Annotated in this window: 18 protein-coding genes; 13 read left to right on the forward strand and 5 right to left on the reverse strand. The window is 68.9% G+C overall.

What is annotated here, in order from left to right; all coding sequences use genetic code 11:
• The 4 genes from infB to MHN84_RS24505 all read left to right on the forward strand — a co-directional run.
• Positions 1-1,972 (forward strand): translation initiation factor IF-2 (infB, locus tag MHN84_RS24490; RefSeq protein WP_241207118.1); only part of this gene is annotated, 1,972 nt, incomplete at its 5' end.
• The gene (gene rbfA / locus MHN84_RS24495; protein WP_241207119.1) at positions 1,972-2,487 is read left to right on the forward strand and encodes a 30S ribosome-binding factor RbfA; all 516 of its coding nucleotides are present in this window, start codon (positions 1,972-1,974) and stop codon (positions 2,485-2,487) included. The genes infB and rbfA, both read left to right, overlap by 1 nt.
• Entirely contained in the window at positions 2,468-3,460 is a 993-nt protein-coding gene (locus MHN84_RS24500; protein WP_241207120.1) for a bifunctional oligoribonuclease/PAP phosphatase NrnA, read from the forward strand. Before rbfA ends, MHN84_RS24500 begins: the two co-directional genes overlap by 20 nt.
• Before the next feature lie 6 nt (positions 3,461-3,466).
• Positions 3,467-4,789: an MATE family efflux transporter gene (locus tag MHN84_RS24505; RefSeq protein WP_241207121.1), complete on the forward strand. Its 1,323-nt coding sequence runs from the start codon at positions 3,467-3,469 to the stop codon at positions 4,787-4,789.
• A 150-nt stretch (positions 4,790-4,939) separates the two neighbouring features.
• On the opposite strand, the gene MHN84_RS24510 is transcribed toward MHN84_RS24505, so the two are convergent.
• A complete protein-coding gene (locus MHN84_RS24510) occupies positions 4,940-5,701 on the reverse strand; it encodes an enoyl-CoA hydratase (RefSeq protein WP_241207122.1) in 762 nt (253 codons plus the stop codon).
• A 45-nt stretch (positions 5,702-5,746) separates the two neighbouring features.
• On the opposite strand from MHN84_RS24510, the gene MHN84_RS24515 reads away from it, so the two are divergent.
• Together MHN84_RS24515 and MHN84_RS24520 are read left to right on the forward strand one after the other, a co-directional pair.
• Positions 5,747-6,013, forward strand: a complete 267-nt coding sequence (locus tag MHN84_RS24515) for a DUF2277 domain-containing protein (RefSeq protein ID WP_241207123.1) — start codon at positions 5,747-5,749, stop codon at positions 6,011-6,013.
• Positions 6,010-6,570 (forward strand): DUF1802 family protein, encoded by a 561-nt coding sequence (locus MHN84_RS24520; protein ID WP_241207124.1) that lies wholly within the window; start codon positions 6,010-6,012, stop codon positions 6,568-6,570. The genes MHN84_RS24515 and MHN84_RS24520 overlap by 4 nt, the downstream gene beginning before the upstream one ends.
• Here MHN84_RS24520 and MHN84_RS24525 read toward each other — a convergent pair.
• Both MHN84_RS24525 and MHN84_RS24530 read right to left on the reverse strand, forming a co-directional pair.
• Positions 6,559-8,196, reverse strand: coding sequence for a CocE/NonD family hydrolase (locus MHN84_RS24525; protein ID WP_241207125.1), 1,638 nt, complete (start codon positions 8,194-8,196; stop codon positions 6,559-6,561). The genes MHN84_RS24520 and MHN84_RS24525 overlap by 12 nt on opposite strands.
• 21 nt (positions 8,197-8,217) lie before the next feature.
• Positions 8,218-8,790: a DUF3558 domain-containing protein gene (locus MHN84_RS24530; RefSeq protein ID WP_241207219.1), complete on the reverse strand. Its 573-nt coding sequence runs from the start codon at positions 8,788-8,790 to the stop codon at positions 8,218-8,220.
• Between the two features lie 138 nt (positions 8,791-8,928).
• Here MHN84_RS24530 and MHN84_RS24535 point away from each other — a divergent pair, with 138 nt between their 5' ends.
• From MHN84_RS24535 to MHN84_RS24550, 4 genes are read left to right on the forward strand one after another with little or no spacing between them, the layout of a single operon-like run.
• Complete coding sequence (locus tag MHN84_RS24535; RefSeq protein WP_241207126.1) at positions 8,929-9,876, forward strand: metallophosphoesterase; 948 nt, start codon at positions 8,929-8,931, stop codon at positions 9,874-9,876.
• Positions 9,873-10,550, forward strand: a complete 678-nt coding sequence (locus MHN84_RS24540) for a 4'-phosphopantetheinyl transferase (RefSeq protein ID WP_241207127.1) — start codon at positions 9,873-9,875, stop codon at positions 10,548-10,550. The genes MHN84_RS24535 and MHN84_RS24540 overlap by 4 nt, the downstream gene beginning before the upstream one ends.
• Positions 10,547-11,428 carry a tRNA pseudouridine(55) synthase TruB gene (gene truB / locus MHN84_RS24545; RefSeq protein ID WP_241207128.1) on the forward strand — a complete coding sequence of 294 codons (882 nt, stop codon included), beginning with the start codon at positions 10,547-10,549 and terminating at the stop codon, positions 11,426-11,428. The genes MHN84_RS24540 and truB overlap by 4 nt, the downstream gene beginning before the upstream one ends.
• Before the next feature lie 11 nt (positions 11,429-11,439).
• A complete protein-coding gene (locus MHN84_RS24550; RefSeq protein ID WP_241207129.1) occupies positions 11,440-11,631 on the forward strand; it encodes a hypothetical protein in 192 nt (63 codons plus the stop codon).
• 28 nt (positions 11,632-11,659) lie between these two features.
• On the opposite strand, the gene MHN84_RS24555 is transcribed toward MHN84_RS24550, so the two are convergent.
• Positions 11,660-12,091, reverse strand: a complete 432-nt coding sequence (locus MHN84_RS24555; RefSeq protein ID WP_241207130.1) for an SRPBCC family protein — start codon at positions 12,089-12,091, stop codon at positions 11,660-11,662.
• 13 nt (positions 12,092-12,104) lie between these two features.
• Positions 12,105-12,818: a manganese-binding transcriptional regulator MntR gene (mntR, locus tag MHN84_RS24560; RefSeq protein ID WP_241207131.1), complete on the reverse strand. Its 714-nt coding sequence runs from the start codon at positions 12,816-12,818 to the stop codon at positions 12,105-12,107.
• Between the two features lie 93 nt (positions 12,819-12,911).
• On the opposite strand from mntR, the gene MHN84_RS24565 reads away from it, so the two are divergent.
• The 3 genes from MHN84_RS24565 (at position 12,912) to MHN84_RS24575 (ending at position 15,109) form a co-directional block, all read left to right on the forward strand.
• Positions 12,912-13,886, forward strand: a complete 975-nt coding sequence (locus MHN84_RS24565) for a bifunctional riboflavin kinase/FAD synthetase (protein WP_241207132.1) — start codon at positions 12,912-12,914, stop codon at positions 13,884-13,886.
• A gap of 119 nt (positions 13,887-14,005) precedes the next feature.
• Entirely contained in the window at positions 14,006-14,275 is a 270-nt protein-coding gene (rpsO, locus tag MHN84_RS24570) for a 30S ribosomal protein S15 (RefSeq protein ID WP_060999682.1), read from the forward strand.
• A gap of 18 nt (positions 14,276-14,293) precedes the next feature.
• On the forward strand, positions 14,294-15,109 hold the full coding sequence (locus tag MHN84_RS24575; protein WP_241207133.1) for a class I SAM-dependent methyltransferase: 816 nt from the start codon (positions 14,294-14,296) through the stop codon (positions 15,107-15,109).
• Positions 15,110-15,310 lie beyond the last annotated feature (201 nt).

Below are 15,310 nucleotides of genomic sequence, written 5' to 3' on the forward strand. Positions count from 1 at the left end.
CGGCTTCCGCGGACGCCCCGGCGGCGGTGGCGGACGCCCCGGCCAGCGCGGAGGCGCGGCAGGTGCGTTCGGTCGTCCCGGCGGTGCCCCCAAGCGCGGTCGCAAGAGCAAGCGCGCGAAGAGGGCCGAATACGAGAACATGCAGGCCCCCGTCGTCGGCGGCGTGCGGTTGCCGCACGGCAACGGCGAGACCATCCGGCTGGCGCGCGGCGCATCGCTAAGCGACTTCGCCGACAAGATCAACGCCAACCCGGCGTCGCTGGTGCAGGCGCTGTTCAACCTCGGCGAGATGGTCACGGCCACGCAGTCGGTGGACGACTCGACGCTCGAACTGCTGGGCGGCGAGATGAACTACGTCGTGCAGGTCGTCTCCCCGGAGGACGAGGACCGCGAGCTGCTCGAGTCGTTCGATCTCACCTACGGCGAGGACGAGGGCGGCGAGGAGGACCTCGAGGTCCGGCCGCCGGTGGTCACCGTCATGGGTCACGTCGACCACGGCAAGACGCGACTGCTCGACACGATCCGAGACGCGACGGTGCGCGAGGGCGAGGCCGGCGGCATCACCCAGCACATCGGTGCCTACCAGGTGACCGTCGATCTCGACGGCTCCGAGCGGCCGATCACGTTCATCGACACCCCGGGTCACGAGGCGTTCACCGCCATGCGTGCCCGCGGTGCCAAGGCCACCGACATCGCGATCCTCGTGGTCGCGGCCGACGACGGCGTCATGCCGCAGACGGTGGAGGCGGTCAACCACGCGCAGGCGGCCGACGTGCCGATCGTCGTGGCGGTCAACAAGATCGACAAGGAAGGCGCCGACCCGGCCAAGATCCGCGGTCAGCTGACCGAGTACGGCCTGGTGCCGGAGGAGTACGGCGGCGACACGATGTTCGTCGACATCTCCGCCAAGGCGGGCACGAACATCGAGGCGCTGCTGGAAGCGGTCATCCTGACCGCCGACGCGTCGCTGGACCTGCGGGCCAATCCGGACATGGAAGCCCAGGGTGTGGCGATCGAGGCTCACCTGGACCGCGGTCGCGGACCCGTGGCGACCGTGCTCATCCAGCGCGGCACCTTGCACGTCGGTGACTCGGTGGTGGCCGGCGACGCCTACGGTCGTGTGCGCCGGATGGTCGACGAGCACGGCGAGGACGTCGAGGCGGCGCTGCCGTCGCGACCGGTCCAGGTCATCGGCTTCACGTCGGTGCCCGGTGCCGGCGACAACTTCCTCGTCGTCGACGAAGACCGCATCGCCCGACAGATCGCCGACCGGCGCAGCGCGCGCAAGCGCAACGCGTTGGCGGCCCGCTCTCGCAAGCGGATCAGCCTGGAAGATCTGGATTCGGCGCTGAAGGAAACCAGCCAGCTGAACCTGATCCTCAAGGGCGACAACTCCGGCACCGTGGAGGCGCTCGAGGAGGCCCTGCTCGGCATCCAGGTCGACGACGAGGTGGAGCTGCGCGTCATCGACCGCGGCGTCGGTGGTGTCACCGAGACCAACGTCAACCTGGCGTCGGCGTCGGACGCGATCATCATCGGGTTCAACGTCCGGGCCGAGGGCAAAGCGACGGAGCTGGCCAACCGCGAAGGTGTGGAGATCCGGTACTACTCGGTGATCTACCAGGCCATCGACGAGATCGAGAGCGCGCTCAAGGGCATGCTCAAGCCGATCTACGAGGAGAAGGAACTCGGCCGCGCCGAGATCCGGGCGATCTTCCGGTCGTCGAAGGTGGGCAACATCGCGGGCTGCCTCGTGCAGTCGGGCATCATGCGCCGCAACGCCAAGGCGCGGCTGCTGCGCGACAACGTCGTGGTCGCCGAGAACCTCACGATCTCGTCGCTCAAGCGGGAGAAGGACGACGCCACCGAGGTCCGCGAAGGCTACGAGTGCGGTCTGACGCTGACCTACTCCGACATCAAGGAAGGCGACGTCATCGAGACCTACGAACTGGTCGAGAAGGCACGCACGTAATGGCTGATCCCGCACGGGCGAAGCGGCTGGCCAAACGCATCTCCACGGTGGTCGCCTCGGCGATCGAATACGAGATCAAGGATCCCCGGCTCGCCGGGGTGACCATCACCGATGCCAAGGTCACCAACGACCTGCACGACGCCACGCTGTACTACACGGTCATCGGGCGTTCGCTGGACGAGGAACCCGACTACGGCGGTGCGGCCGCGGCGCTGGACAGCGCCAGGGGCGTGCTCCGCACCAAGGTCGGGGCCTCGCTCGGGGTGCGCTTCACCCCGACGCTGGCGTTCGAACGGGACACCGTTCCCGACGCAGCCCACCGGATGGAGGAGCTGCTGGCTCGGGCGCGCGCCGCGGATGAGGATTTGGCGAGAGTTCGCGAAGGTGCCAAGCACGCAGGCGATGTCGACCCGTACCGTGTAACCGGGGCGGAGGACGAGGGCCGGGGGCCAGACGAGGCGGACGCTGAGGACACCGGTGACTTCGACACGCTCGATGACAGACACGACCACTGACGCGTTGATGACCGGTGCCCGGGTCGACGCCCGAGGCGCCGCGGAATTGCTCTCGGCGGCCGGCTCGGTCAGCGTGCTCTGCCACGTCCATCCGGATGCCGACACGGTGGGTGCGGGTCTGGCGCTGGCCCTGGTGCTCGACCGGGCCGGTACCAGCGTGCAGGTGACCTTCGCCGAGCCGGAGGATCTTCCCGACTCACTGCGGTCGCTGCCCGGCTGCGGGCTCCTCGTGGCGCCCGACGAACTGCGCCGCGACGTCGACCTGGTCGTCACCGTCGACGTGCCCAGTGTCAACCGGCTCGGGGCACTGTCGGATCTGGTGGCCGGCGACCGACCGGTGCTGGTCATCGATCATCACGCCAGCAACCAGCTGTTCGGTACCGCCAACTTCGTCGACGAGACCGCGGATTCGACCACCATGCTGGTCGCGGATCTGCTCGACGCCTGGGGTCGACCGATCGACGAGGCGATCGCGCACTGCGTCTACGCGGGCCTGACCACCGACACCGGATCGTTCCGCTGGGCCAGTGCCCGGGCGTTGCGGCTGGCCGCGCGGCTGGTCGAGCTCGGTGTCGACAACGTTTCGGTGAGTCGCGCGTTGATGGACACGCACCCGTTCGCGTGGCTGCCGATGCTGTCGCGCGTGCTGGGCACTGCGCAGCTGGTTCCCGAGGCCTGCGACGGGCTCGGCTTCGTCTACGCCGTGGTGTCGCATCAGGAATGGAACGACGCCCGGCCCGAAGAGGTGGAGAGCATCGTCGACATCGTGCGCACGACGCAGGAGGCCGAGGTGGCAGCGGTGTTCAAGGAGATCCGGCCGGCGCAGTGGTCGGTGTCGATGCGGTCGAAGGCACGCGATGTCGCGACCGTCGCCGCCACATTCGGCGGCGGCGGTCACCGGTTGGCCGCGGGTTTCTCGGCGACGGGCAGCGCCGAGGATGTCGTGGCGGCGCTGCGCAGGGTTCTTGGCTGACTTTTCTTGTCTGACACCGACGGGGCCGTGGCGCCCGCCACCAGCCGGCGGATCGCCGCTCTGGCTTTCCCGGCACTCGGCGTGCTCGCCGCTGAACCTCTCTATCTTCTGTTCGACCTGGCCGTGGTCGGGCGTCTCGGCGCTCTGAGCCTGGCCGGGTTGGCGATCGGTGCACTGATCATGGGTGTGCTGAGCTCGCAGCTGACGTTCCTGTCCTACGGCACCACTGCGCGTGCGGCGCGCTCCTACGGCCGCGGTGACCGTGCGGCCGCGGTCGCCGAGGGTGTGCAGGCGACGTGGCTGGCCGCTGCGATCGGGGCGGTCATCGTGGTCGCCGTGCAGATCTTCGCGGTTCCGCTGGTCACGGCGCTCGCCGCCGGCGGCGACATCGCGGCCGCGGCGCTGCCGTGGTTACGCATCGCGTCTCTGGCGGTCCCGGCCATCCTGGTGGCGGCCGCAGGCAACGGCTGGATGCGCGGCGTGCAGGACACTGCCCGCCCGCTGCGCTACGTCGTGATCGGGTTCGCGATCGCGGCGGTGCTGTGCCCGACGCTCGTCTACGGGTGGTTCGGCGCACCGGCTCTCGGTCTGGCCGGCTCCGCGGTGGCCAACGTCGTCGGTCAATGGCTCGCGGCGGCGCTGTTCCTGCGCGCGCTGCGTGTCGAGCGCGTGCCGATCCGTCCGCGCCCGGCGGTGCTCCGCGCCCAACTGGTGATGGGCCGCGACCTGGTGATCAGGACGATGGCGTTCCAGGCGTGCTTCATCTCGGCGGGCGCGGTGGCGGCGCGCTTCGGCGCTGCGGCCGTGGCGGCCCACCAGGTGGTGCTGCAGCTGTGGAGTTTCCTTGCGCTGGTGCTCGATTCGTTGGCGATCGCGGCGCAGGCGCTGGTGGGTGCCGCGCTGGGCGCGGGCAAACTGCGGCACGCGCAATCGGTGGCCTGGCGGGTGACGGCGTTCTCCGCTCTGGCGGCCGGGGTGCTCGCCGCGCTCTTCGCGTTCGGCGCCTCGGCGCTGCCTGCTGTGTTCACCGACGATCGCGCGGTGCTCGACGAGATCAGCGTGCCGTGGTGGCTCTTGGTTGCACAGCTGCCGGTGGCTGGGCTGGTGTTCGCGCTCGACGGTGTACTGCTCGGCGCGGGCGATGCCCGGTTCATGCGCACGGCGACGGTGGCCAGCGCGCTGCTGGGGTTCTTGCCGCTGATCTGGCTGTCGCTGGTGTTCGGGTGGGGGTTGCTCGGGATCTGGTCGGGGCTGAGCACGTTCATGGTGTTGCGGCTGGTGTTCGTCGGTTGGCGCACGCTGTCGGGCCGCTGGCTGGTCCCCGGCTGACCTCCCGTTGTCCCGCGAGCGCGCGCGTCTGCACAGCGGCGCGCCGCCTGCTCCGTACATCTGCGTGCGCTCGTCGAGCCGCGAGCGCACGCGTACTTTCGGCTGCACCCGCGTGTCGGCGTACAGACCCGCGCTCTCGCCGAAGGACCGTCAGCGCACCTGGCTGCGGCCGCGCTCGATCACCGTCGCGCGGCTCGCCGCGATGTCGTCGCCGGACGCGCTCTTCATCCACTCCCGCGCCGACGCGGCCTCCAACCACAGCGGCCCGCTGGTCTGCGTGTCGTCGATCAGGTGGTAGGACCGCATCAACGCACGCACGGCTTTCTGGTTGTTGCCGACGATCGACGTCGCGACTTGACGTGCGGTCTCGAGAAGCTGATCGTGCGGCACGACCTGCGTGACCAGGCCGGTGCGCAGCGCCTCGTCGGCCGACAGGTAATCCCCGGTCATGCTCATCCGCCGCGCCATCCCGACACCCACCTTCTGCGGCAGCCGCACCGACAGCCCCCACGTCGGCAGCAGCCCGACACGGGCATGGGTGTCGGCGAAGCGTGCGTGCTCCGACGCAATCAAGATGTCGCAGTACAGCGCGATCTCCAGACCCCCGGTGACAGCCGCGCCGTTGATCGCCCCGATCACCGGCTTGGACATCGGCGGCCATTTGGGAGAGATGTCGGGCAGCTCGGTGGTGTCGCCGAGCTCCTTGAGGTCGAGCCCCGCGCAGAACACCGGGTCGGCGCCGGTGACGATCACGACGTCGACGCTGTCGTCGTTCTCCGCCTCGCGCAGCGCCGCGTAGAACCGGCTGCGCAGCTCCGCGGACAGCGCGTTGCGTGCCTCCGGCCGGTTGAGCGTCAGCGTGCGGATTCGGTCGCGCGTATCGATGAGCAGAACGTCGGAGGCGTTGGTCATTCGCTCACCGTATCGGCACGTCGACGCGCGCCTATGGTGGAGGGCATGTGCCGAAACATCACCGAACTACGCGGTCTGGAACCGGCGGCGACCGACGAGGAGGTCGAAGCCGCTGCGCGCCAGTACGTCCGCAAGGTCAGCGGCATCACCCGGCCGTCCGGCGCGAACGCCGAGGCATTCGAGTCCGCCGTGGCCGAGGTAACGGCGACCACGCGGCGTCTGCTCGCCGGGTTGCAGCCGCGCCGGCAACCGCCGAAAACCGTTCCACCGCTTCGCCGTCCCGAGGTGCGGGCCCGGCTCGCGCAGACGTGACAGCCACCCTGACCAGTCCTGCGCTCAAGGAGTGGAGCGCGGCGGTGCATGCTCTGCTCGACGGCAGGCAGACGGTCTTGCTGCGCAAAGGCGGCATTCACGAGAAGCGCTTCGACGTCGCCGCGGAGCGCTTCCTGCTCTTTCCAACGGTCGCACACAGCCACCTCGAACGGGTGCGTCCCGAACACCGCGATCTGCTCGAGCCGGCTGCCGCGGACAGCACCGAGGACGAGATCGTGGTGCGCGCCGGTGCCCACGTGGTCGCCGCGATCGAGGTCGTCCACCCGGAACACCTGAATGCCATTGCCGCCGAACACATCTGGACGGCAGACTCCGTGCGCGAGGACCGTCTCGACTTCCGGCCGAGACATCGGCTGACCGTGCTCGTCGTGTCCGCCGCGGCGCTGGCCGAACCCGTGACGTTGCAGCGCACCCCCGACTACCGCGGCTGCACCAGCTGGGTGAATCTGCCGATCACGCCGCAGTGGGGCCCACCGGTTCACGACGACGCAACCTTGAACGACATCGCCGCACGCGTGCGCCGCTCAGTCGGCTGACGGCAGCACCAGCCGCGACCGGCCGTCCAGCGTCACCGTGTGCTTGGCCGTCGCCAATGACGTTGCCGTGGAGAGGCTTTCGCCGGTTCCCAGGTTGCGGACGAAGCGTGGATGCGATCCGCCGGCGATGAGGACCCGGATGCGTGAACCTGCCGGGAACACATGAGCCATCGCGTCGAGAGCGATTCGGACGCAGTCCACGTCGGGCACCGATGCGAGGTATCCGTCGCTGACATTGCGCGAACGACCCTGCGCGTCCACCTCGCTGATGCGCACGAACACGTCGTTGTAGGGGTTCGTGCATCGGTGACCGAGCTCCATGAACGGCTCGCCGATGACGCGAAGGTCCGCGGCCAGGGGAGTGCTGGTGAACGTGAGCACGTCGGCACGACGGGCCAGCGCGCTGTCGTCGCGGTAGCCGGCGGCGGGGGAGAGCAGCCTCCCGCCGATCGTCGGGGTGGGGTCGGAGGGGTTGAAGACGAAGGTGGCCTCCTCGCCCGGCGCAGGTGGCTGGTCGGCGAGGCGGTGGACCGGATGCAGATAGAACACCTGCTCGGTCGACGCGGGCGGCCAGTCCGGCAGGTCGTGCCAGCCCACCCCGTCGCCGGCGCCGCCGACATGGATGCGCACCGGTGATTCGCGGCGCAGTGGGGCGCCATCTGAATCGGCACCGAGGTGCGCGGCGAGCCAGTCCAACGATTCCCGCAGAGCGGTCGGCGCCGCGCTGGTCATCATGTGCGAATGGGTCCACGGGCCCACCGTCAGGCCGGTCGTCACGCCGCGCGAGCTCAGCTGTCGGTACTGCTCGAGCGTCTGCTCGAGGAACAGGTCCTGCCAGCCGCTGAACAGCAGCACCGGCACGTCGCTGCGCTTCAGCGCGCCGCCGAGGTGCAGACCCGTCCAGAACGGGTCCGTGCTCTCGGGGTGGTCGAGCCAGGATTCGAACCACCTCGCCCCGTCACCGAGCAGCGCCCTGCTGGACTCGCCGAGCGGAACGCCGAGCGACGCGGCGGTGACCTGCCGCTGCGCGCGGGCCTGCCGCACCAGCTGCCGCAGCCGATGACCGTCTTCCTGACGGCCGACGAGATCGCTCCAGCCCAGGAAGTCGTTGAGCGCGAACGATCCGGTGCCCCAGCGTGGCCCGGTGACGTCGTGCGGGCCGACGGTGATCACGGCGGCCTTCAGTTCGGGTGGCGGGTCGGCGAGCAGAGCCCACTGGGTCCACCCCAGATAGGACAGCCCGATGGTGCCGAACGTGCCGGTGAACCACGGTTGTTGGCGCAGCCAGACCACGGTGTCCGCGCCGTCGTCGACCTCATGGACGAACGGGTCGAAGACGCCGCCGGAACCGAAGGTGCCGCGCACACTCTGCAGCAGCACGTGGTAGCCGCGCGCGGCGTACACCCGCCCGTAGAGCGCGGCGAACGGCCAGGCCCGGCCATACGGGCCGCGCACCAGCAGCGTGCCCGCGGGCGCGCCGGTGCGCGGGACATAGTGGTCGGCGACGAGTTCGACCCCGTCGCGCATCGGCACCCGCAGTCCGTGCTCGACGTCGACTTCGGTGCTCGGCGGGGGAAGGTGGAGCAGGCTGGACAGCCGGCTCGTCACGGCATGCTTGACGCTCACCTGCGCCAGGTTACGGAGTGCTCAGAACTTGTAGAACGGAGCCAGCTCGTGCGCCCGCTGCAGGTTGGTCTGCATGCAGTCCGGATCGGGCTCGGAGTAGATGGGCGAGTAGAACAGCGACTGCTGGATCACGCCATAGCTGGTCTTGAACGCGATCATGCAGGTGATCCACCACCGGTTGTTCCAGTCGGTGGGCTTCATGATCCAGTACTGCGCAGCGCGGTGGCCGTCGATGTCGAGCTCGACCGCGTCGGGCGGCAGCGTCTGCTCATAGGTGCGCCAGACGAACGCCTCGACGGCCATCTGATAGTTGCCGGCGTCGTAATGGCAGCGCAGAGCGTCCTCCGGGTCGGGCGGGGTGTAGGCGAGCCCGATGCGCTGGACGACGTCGAGTGGGATGTCCCGGCACGGATCGAACGGATCGGGGTTCACCGTCTCGATCACCGGCGATTTGATCGTCGTCATCGGGATGTCGGTGGAGCGCAGCTGAACCGCGCCCGGACCGGCCGTCGGATCCGGCTGCGCCTGCCACACCACCACCACGGCGGCGACGAGAGCACACAGTGCCGACAGCAGTCGCGCCTTCGCGAGCATCGCACCCCTCATGTCCTGATCCGGCCCCGTCCCTGCCCGGAGTGTAACGGCCGGCGACCGGCCGCACGGCAAGACCTTAGAACCTGTTCTAGTTGCCGGGCGGCGGGGGTGCGCGGGCCACCAGTAGGCTGACGGGTTGTGAACTCCGAGGATCGCCGCCCGACGCTGTGGGCGGTCAGCGATCTTCACACGGGGCACACCGGGAACAAGCCGGTCACCGAGTCCCTGCACCCCGCCTCGCCGGATGACTGGCTGATCGTCGCAGGTGACGTGGCTGAGCGCACCGACGAGATCCGGTGGGCGCTCGACCTGCTGCGCAAGCGGTTCGCGAAGGTGATCTGGGTGCCGGGGAATCACGAATTGTGGACCACGACGCGTGATCCGATGCAGATCTTCGGCAAGTCCCGCTACGACTACCTCGTCAGCATGTGCGACGAGATGGGTGTGATCACCCCCGAGCACCCGTTCCCGGTGTGGACCGACGAGGGCGGGCCGGCGACGATCGTGCCGATGTTCCTGCTCTACGACTACTCCTACCTACCGCAGGGGGCAGGCACGAAGGCCGAAGGTCTGGCGATCGCCAAGGACCGCAACGTCGTGGCCACCGACGAGTACCTGTTGTCGGCCGAGCCGTACTCCACGCGCGACGCGTGGTGCCGAGAGCGGGTCGCCTACACGCGTAAGCGGCTCGAGGACCTGGACTGGATGGACCAGACCGTCCAGGTCAACCACTTCCCGATGGTGCGTGAACCCTGCGACGCACTGTTCTATCCCGAATTCGCGATGTGGTGTGGCACCACCGCGACCGCCGACTGGCACACCCGCTACAACGCGGTGTGCTCGGTGTACGGGCACCTGCACATCCCGCGCACCACCTGGTACGACGGAGTGCGCTTCGAGGAGGTGTCGGTCGGTTACCCCCGCGAATGGCGGCGCCGCAGGCCGTACCGCTGGCTGCGTCAGATCCTGCCCGATCCGCAGTACAGCCCCGGTTATCTCAACGAGTTCGGTGGGCATTTCCAGATCACCCAGGAGATGCGAGATCACGCCGAGAAGATGCAGCAGCGCATCCGGGACCGGGCATGATCGCCGCACAGCTGCTCGCCGGGGTGCTGCCCGGCGACGTCGACGGCCTCGCGGCGGCCGAATTGTATTCGGACCCGCAGGAATTGGCTCCGCTGCCCGAGGAGGAGCCGCTGATCGCCAAGTCGGTGCCGAAGCGCCGCCGGGAGTTCATCAGCGCGCGCTACTGCGCTCGGCAGGCGCTCGTCGAGCTCGGCGCGGACCCCGCCCCGATCCTGAAGGGGGAGAAGGGCGAACCGCGCTGGCCCGACGGCTTCGTCGGCAGCCTCGCCCACTGTGAGGGATTTCGCGGCGCCGCCGTCGGCCGCAGCGAGCAGGTCCGTTCGGTGGGTATCGACGCCGAACCCAACGGCGTGCTACCCGACGGTGTCTTCGACGCGATCAGCATCCCGGCCGAGCGTTCGGAACTGAGCACTCTGCCCTCTGGTGTGCATTGGGATCGAGTCTTGTTCTGCGCCAAAGAGGCAACGTACAAGGCCTGGTTCCCGCTGACCCGGCGCTGGCTGGGTTTCGAGGACGCCCACATCACCTTCGACGTCGACGGATCGGGCGAGGCCGGCACGTTCACATCGGAGATCCTGATCGATCCCGAGGCGCTGAACGGTCCGCCGCTGACCTCGCTCACCGGTCGCTGGGCGGTGCAGAGCGGCATCACGCTGACCGCGATCGTGCTGTGAGTGCGCCGGGCCTGGTCATCGTCGACAAGCCGGCCGGGATGACGAGCCATGACGTGGTCGGCCGGTGTCGCCGGTTGTTCGGCACCCGCAAGGTGGGCCATGCGGGGACGCTCGATCCGATGGCGACCGGCGTGCTCGTCGTCGGTGTCGACCGGGCCACCAAGATCCTCGGCCTGCTGACTGCGACCGACAAGTCCTACGACGCGACGATCCGACTGGGCCAGGCGACCACCACCGAAGACGCCGAAGGCGAACTGCTGCAATCGATTTCGGCGGCCGAGGTGACCGACGAGCAGATCGAGGCGGCGATCGCGCCGCTGCGGGGCGCCATCGAGCAGATCCCGTCGGCGGTCAGCGCGATCAAGGTGGCCGGCAAGCGGGCGTATCAGATGGTGCGCGAGGGCGACACGGTGGAGTTGGCGGCCCGCCCGGTCCGCATCGACCGCTTCGATGTGCGCGACGTCCGGCGGCAGGGCGACTTCGTCGACGTCGACGTGGTCGTGGACTGCTCCAGCGGCACGTACATCCGGGCGCTGGCGCGTGACGTCGGGGCGGCACTGCGTGTGGGCGGCCACCTGACCGCGTTGCGGCGCACGCGCGTCGGGGGATTCGGACTCGATCAGGCACGCACGCTGGAGCAGCTCGCAGACGACGCCCGGCTCAGCTACACCCTCGACGAGGCATGCCTACAGGCGTTCCCGCGCCGCGATCTCACCGAGGAGGAGGCGATCGACACCGGCCACGGCCGCCCGCTGGCAGCCGCCGGGATCGACGGCATCTATGCGGCGACGGCGCCGGACGGCCGGGTCATGGCTCTGCTGCGCGACGCCGGGCAGAAAACCGCATCGGTCGTCGTGATCCGGCCGGCCACGCTGTAGAACTGCTTCTCGTGAAGGACGACATCCTGTACTCGCCGGAGACGAGCGCGCTGCTGCTGGCGATGACGGCGCTGCAGTGCGTGCACGGCGCCGAACCGCGTGCAGCACTCGACCGGGCCTACGAGATCTGGCGCGACCACGACCGCCGGTCGTACGAGTTCTCCGAACTGGTTGCGCTGGTGGAGGAGCTGTCGAGCCGATGATACGAAATCGCCTCAGGGCCTTGAGTTTTCAGGCGTAGAGCTTCTCGAACTTCTTCACCGAGGCGTCGATGTCGCCCTTGACCGCCCGCGCGGCCGCGGCGCCGATCGGGCCGAACAGCGGAGCGCCGCCGAGATCCATCCGCATCGTGAACGTGCAGCCGTCCGTGGTGTCGGCGACACTCATCGCCAGCTTGTAGCGCGTGCCGCCGACGCCCTCGCCGCTGATCGCCAGCTTCTTCGGCGGATCGAACTCGCGGATCGTCCACGTCACCCGGTTGCGCATCCCCTTGGCGCCGGCGACCCCCACGATCGTCGTGCCGACCGCGAGCTCGTCCGGCAGATCCGAGCGCCAGCCCTGATGCATCACCATCCAGTCGCCGAGCGACGACAGGTCGGACACGTGCTGCCACGCCGTGTCGGCCGACATCGGCAACGACCGGGACAGTTCGAGTTTGGCCATCTGGTGTGCGCTCCTATGCAGTGTGTGCGGTGACCCAGATCGCGTCCGCGGCCGGGCTCCCCAGATCGACGGTCATCTCCTCCGGTCCGCCGCTGTCGTGCGGATTGTGCACGGCGACCGAGATCATCCCGGCGAAATCGCGGCGTGCCACCACGCGGATCTGCGAATCCAGGTTGATGCCGACGGAGTCGAAGTAACGCAGCATCTCCGGATCGGCGTCGGAGATCCGGGCGATCGTGCCCGCCTCACCGTTCTGGCACGCCGACAGCTGGCGGGCCGGTGGCGTCGGTACGCGGCCGTCGGCGGCGGGAATCGGGTCCCCGTGCGGGTCTCGCGTGGGGTATCCGAGCTTGGCGTCGATGCGGTCCAGCATCCGGTCGGAGACGGCGTGCTCGAGTACCTCGGCCTCGTCGTGCACTTCATCCCAGCCGTAGCCGAGCTCGCGCACCAGGAACGTCTCCATCAGCCGGTGCCGGCGGACCATGGCCAGCGCGGCCAGGCGTCCCGCGTCCGTGAGCGTCACCGCGCCGTACTTCTCGTGGTCGACCAGACCCTGGTCGGCGAGTTTGCGGATCGACTCCGACGCAGTACTCGCCGACACACCGATCCGCTCCGCGAGCAGCTTGGTGCTGACCTTCTCGTGGGACCACTCCTGGGCCGTCCAGATGACCTTCAGATAGTCCTGGGCCACCGTCGTCAACTCCGGCGGCTTGGCGTCAGGACTCATAAGTCCAAGAGTTTAGGCAAACATCACCTGATCCGGTGACGTCGCTTCGCCACTGTTCGAGCCTGCGTCGCCGGCACACCGTAGGCTTGCGGCGTGCAACGCTGGCGGGGTCAAGACGACATCCCCACCGATTGGGGCCGGTGCGTCGTCACCATCGGGGTGTTCGACGGTGTCCACCGGGGTCACCAGGAGTTGATCAACGGCGCGGTCAAGGCCGGCCGTGCCCGTGGGGTGCCCACGGTGCTGATGACATTCGATCCGCATCCGATGGAGGTCGTGTTCCCGGGCAGCCATCCCGCTCAGTTGACGACGCTGACCCGACGTGCCGAGCTCGTCGAGGAGATGGGCATCGACGTGTTCCTCGTCGTGCCGTTCACCGCCGACTTCATGAAGCTCACGCCTGAGCGCTACATCCACGAATTGCTCGTCGAGCGTCTTCACGTGGTCGAGGTCGTGGTGGGGGAGAACTTCACGTTCGGCAAGAAGGCCGCCGGCAACGTGGAGCTGCTCCGCAAGGCCGGTGAGCGGTTCGGGTTCGCGGTGGATTCGCTGAGCCTGGTCGCCGAACATCACCGCGACGAGACGGTCACCTTCTCCTCGACCTACATCCGGTCCTGCGTGGACGCCGGCGACATGGTGGCCGCAGCAGAGGCACTGGGCCGCCCGCATCGCGTGGAAGGCGTGGTGGTACGCGGCGACGGCCGGGGCCGGGGACTGGGCTTCCCGACCGCCAACGTCGCCCCACCCATGTATTCGGCCATCCCCGCCGACGGCGTCTACGCCGCCTGGTTCACCGTGCTGGGGCACGGACCGGTCGTCGGCACCGTGACGCCAGGTGAGCGCTACCAGGCCGCGGTGTCGGTGGGCACCAACCCGACGTTCTCCGGGCGCACCCGCACGGTCGAGGCGTTCGTGCTCGACACCAGTGCCGATCTGTACGGGCAGCACGTCGCCGTCGACTTCGTCGCGCGGCTGCGGGGTCAGGAGAGGTTCGATTCAGTCGACGAGCTGATCACCGCGATGAACGCCGACACCGACCGCGCCCGCACGATCCTGTCCGCGCGCTGAGCGGATTGGCGACCGCATCGCCGCCGCTGTTAGACTCCTCGCCGACCTGGCGCGCGCTGCAGTTCGCGGTGGCCGCGCCCTAGATTCTCACTCGCGGACCGAATCGATGGAGTTGTTTCGTGGCGCTCACTGCCGAACAGAAGAAGGAAATCCTGGGCCAGTACGGCCTGCACGACACCGACACGGGGTCGCCGGAAGCCCAGGTCGCTCTGCTGACCAAGCGGATCTCCGATCTCACCGAGCATCTCAAGCAGCACAAGCACGACCACCACTCGCGCCGCGGCCTGCTGCTGCTCGTCGGCCGTCGTCGCCGGCTGCTCAAGTACGTGGCCCAGGTCGACGTCGCGCGCTACCGCTCGTTGATCGAGCGCCTCGGCCTGCGTCGCTGACGCGCTAACGTCACACGGGTGGCGACACCCGATTACGTCCTGGGAAGCGACGACGCCGAGATCGAACGCCTGCAGGGGCAGGCCGCGATCATCGCCGAGCCGACCGAGGTGCTGTTCCGGCGCGGCGGCCTGCGCGCAGGCATGCGCGTTCTCGATCTCGGCAGCGGTCCCGGTGACGTGTCGTTCCTCGTCGCCGGCATCGTCGGCAGCGAGGGTTCCGTCGTGGGCCTCGAACAGGATCCGGCCCAGCTCGCGGTCGCCGAGCGGCGTCGCGACCAGCTCGGCCTGCACAACGTCACCTTCGCTCAGGGCGACGCCCGCACCTTCGCCGGCGACGAACCGTTCGACGCGGTGGTCTGCCGGCTGCTGCTGATGCACCTGCCCGATGCCGCCGACGTGCTGGCCCACCACCGGCGCAATCTGCGTCCCGGCGGGGTGTTCGTCGCCGTCGACTACGACATGACCGGCGCCCGCGCGCTGCCCGAGGTCGACCTGTTCACCCGCGTCGGAGGCTGGATACACGCAGGTTTCGGCCACGCCCAGGCCGATCCGAGCGTCGGCATGCGGTTCCCGATCCTGTTCGACCAGGCCGGTTACGCCGATGTCGGCACGCTGGGCCTGCAGGTGTACTTCCCGCCGCAGGCCCGTCAGGCGGCCGGTCATGTCGTCGGCGTCGTGCGAGCCCTCGAAGACGCGATCATCGCCTCCGGCGTCGTGACCGCGGACGAATTGGACGTCACGACGCTGGAGGAACGCCTGGCCGCAGCGATCGAGGACCGGGGCGCGGTCTGGACCATGCCGACCATCGTGGGTGGCTGGGGCAGGCGCGCCTGATCGCGTCGTTTTTCTTCCGACAGCGGCCGCAGAGTACGATGGCCTGGTTCGGCCCTGGTTTCATCGAGTCGGACACCTGGGTGCGGTCATCGCAGACCCGCGAGTGCCGTTCCCGCACGTCGCATCGCCGACCCGCTCGATCGCGCGGTCTTCGGTAGTGGCTGCCGGATACGAAAGCCGGCAGCTTCGATCGATGGCCGT

This window comes from Mycobacterium sp. PSTR-4-N (assembly GCF_022348085.1).
Classification (GTDB): domain Bacteria; phylum Actinomycetota; class Actinomycetes; order Mycobacteriales; family Mycobacteriaceae; genus Mycobacterium.